The organism is Methylobacterium sp. JK268, from assembly GCF_054052225.1.
On the sequence record NZ_JBSVZN010000066.1, the window covers coordinates 1 to 2,936 of the forward strand.

2 protein-coding genes are annotated in these 2,936 nt (G+C 72.1%); both read left to right on the top strand.

All coding sequences use genetic code 11. The annotated features are described in order from the left end of the window. The coding region (locus ACW9J6_RS34320) for a methyl-accepting chemotaxis protein (RefSeq protein WP_457120797.1) at positions 1-855 on the top strand (855 nt) is incomplete at its 5' end. Positions 856-1,051: 196 nt separating this feature from the next. Beyond that, positions 1,052-2,936, top strand: a 1,885-nt coding sequence (locus ACW9J6_RS34325) for a methyl-accepting chemotaxis protein (RefSeq protein WP_457120798.1), incomplete at its 3' end; no start/stop codon positions are given.

The following is a 2,936-nucleotide window of genomic DNA, read 5'->3' on the forward strand; positions in this document are numbered from 1 at the left end:
TCGGCCGAGCAGCTGTCGCAGGGCTCGACGGAGCAGGCGTCGTCGACCGAGGAGGCGTCGGCGTCGATGGAGGAGATGGCGGCGAACGTGAAGCAGAACGCGGACAATGCCGGCCAGACCGAGACGATCGCGCGGCAATCAGCCAAGGACGCGGAGGCGAGCGGGGCCGCGGTGGGCCGGGCGGTGGATGCGATGCAGACGATCGCGCAGAAGATCACGATCGTGCAGGAGATCGCGCGGCAGACGGACCTGCTGGCGCTGAACGCGGCGGTGGAGGCGGCGCGGGCGGGCGAGCACGGCCGCGGGTTCGCGGTTGTGGCGAGCGAGGTGCGCAAGCTGGCGGAGCGGTCACAGGCGGCGGCGGCGGAGATCGGGACTTTGTCGTCGGAGACGGTGAAGGCGGCGCAGGAGGCGGGGTCGATGCTGGGTCGTCTGGTGCCGGACATCCGGCGGACGGCGCAGCTTGTGGAGGAGATCTCGGCGGCGTGCCGGGAGCAGGACGCGGGATCGGCGCAGATCAACGCGGCGATCCAGCAGCTCGACAAGGTGACGCAGCAGAACGCGAGCGCGTCGGAGGAGGTGTCGGCGACGTCGGAGGAGCTGGCGGCGCAGGCGGAGCGTCTTCAGGGGACGATCGCGTATTTCCGGATCGGCGAGGGGGCGGCGGCGGCGTCCGCGCCGGTGGACCGGTCGGTGGCGCGGCTTCGCGAGACGGCGTCGCGGATGGCGGCGCCGTCGGCCGGTGCGAAGGCGGGCAAGCGCAAGGCGGTCCCGGCCGAGGCGGGCCGGGGCGGGTTCGCCTTCGACCTCGGCGGCGGCGACGAGCAGGACCGCGAGTTCAAGCGCAGCGCGTGACCTCGTCCGCCGAACCTCCGCTCCGGGCCGCCCGCGTCTAGCGCCCCGTCGAGCCGTTCAGAACCGGCCCGCGCGCTCCGGCGCGCGGGATAAGCCCCGGGGCGCGTCCGCCCCGGTCGGCATCGACCCCTCGTGCCCCGGGTCCTCGATCGGGTCCCGGCTCCAGCCGCACCATCCTCGCCCAGAGAGGGCCACCATGACGTTCCTCGACAACATCTCCCTTCCAAAGAAGCTGTTTCTCTCGTTCAGCCTGATGCTGCTGCTCGGGCTCGGCATCAACGGCGCCATCTACTGGAAGTCGGCCGAGATCCGGCAGACGGTCGGCTGGTCCGAGCACACCAACCGCGTGATCGAGGCGTCGAACGCCATCGTCGGCGGCATGGTCAACCAGGAAACCGGCTACCGCGGCTACCTTCTGTCCGGGGACGCCAAGTTCCTCGCCCCCTACCGGAGCGGTTGGGAGGAGTTCGGCCAGGCGTGGCAGCGCGCCAAGGACCTGACGCAGGACAATCCCACTCAGCAGGACCGGCTCGGCACCGTGCGCCGCCTGGCCGAGGCGTGGCGCGCGGACGTCGCCGAGAAGGCCATCGGTCTGATGGCCGATCCGCAGACCCGCGAGGCCGGCCGCCAGATCGAGATCGCCGGCACCGGCAAGGAGGCGATGGACGGACTGCGCGCCAAGATCGGCGAGGTGATCGCCACCGAGAAGTCCCTGATGGGGACGCGCCAGGAGGCGCAGGAGGCGGCCTTCGAGACGACGACCCGCCTGATCCTCGCGGGGATGGTCGCCAACCTGCTGATCGCGACCGGGATCGGCTATGTCCTGGTGCGCACCGTCGCCGCGCCGGTGAACCGCGTCAGCGCGGACCTCGCCGCCCTGGCGGATCCGGTGGAGACGGGCCGCCGGGACGAGGTCGGGAAGATCCAGGGCACGGCCCTGGCCGTGGAGCAGGCCTTCCGCGACATCTCCGAGGTGCTGGGCGCCGTGGCGCTGGGCGATTTCGGCAAGGCGCTCAAGCGCGACTACGGGGGCTTGAGCAGCGAGGTCGGCGCCAATCTCCGGGCCGTGACCGAGAACCTGCAGCAGATCACCGGCATCGCCACCGCGATCGCCTCGGGCGACCTCACTGTCGAGGCCAAGCCGCTCTCGGACAAGGACGCGCTCGGACGCGCCCTCGAGACCATGGTGAACCGGCTCCGCACGGTGGTGGCGGACGCGATGGCGGCGGCGGCGAACGTGTCGTCGGGGAGCCAGGAACTGTCGTCCTCGGCCGAGCAGCTGTCGCAGGGCTCGACGGAGCAGGCGTCGTCGACCGAGGAGGCGTCGGCGTCGATGGAGGAGATGGCGGCGAACGTGAAGCAGAACGCGGACAATGCCGGCCAGACCGAGACGATCGCGCGGCAATCAGCCAAGGACGCGGAGGCGAGCGGGGCCGCGGTGGGCCGGGCGGTGGATGCGATGCAGACGATCGCGCAGAAGATCACGATCGTGCAGGAGATCGCGCGGCAGACGGACCTGCTGGCGCTGAACGCGGCGGTGGAGGCGGCGCGGGCGGGCGAGCACGGCCGCGGGTTCGCGGTTGTGGCGAGCGAGGTGCGCAAGCTGGCGGAGCGGTCACAGGCGGCGGCGGCGGAGATCGGGACTTTGTCGTCGGAGACGGTGAAGGCGGCGCAGGAGGCGGGGTCGATGCTGGGTCGTCTGGTGCCGGACATCCGGCGGACGGCGCAGCTTGTGGAGGAGATCTCGGCGGCGTGCCGGGAGCAGGACGCGGGATCGGCGCAGATCAACGCGGCGATCCAGCAGCTCGACAAGGTGACGCAGCAGAACGCGAGCGCGTCGGAGGAGGTGTCGGCGACGTCGGAGGAGCTGGCGGCGCAGGCGGAGCGTCTTCAGGGGACGATCGCGTATTTCCGGATCGGCGAGGGGGCGGCGGCGGCGTCCGCGCCGGTGGACCGGTCGGTGGCGCGGCTTCGCGAGACGGCGTCGCGGATGGCGGCGCCGTCGGCCGGTGCGAAGGCGGGCAAGCGCAAGGCGGTCCCGGCCGAGGCGGGCCGGGGCGGGTTCGCCTTCGACCTCGGCG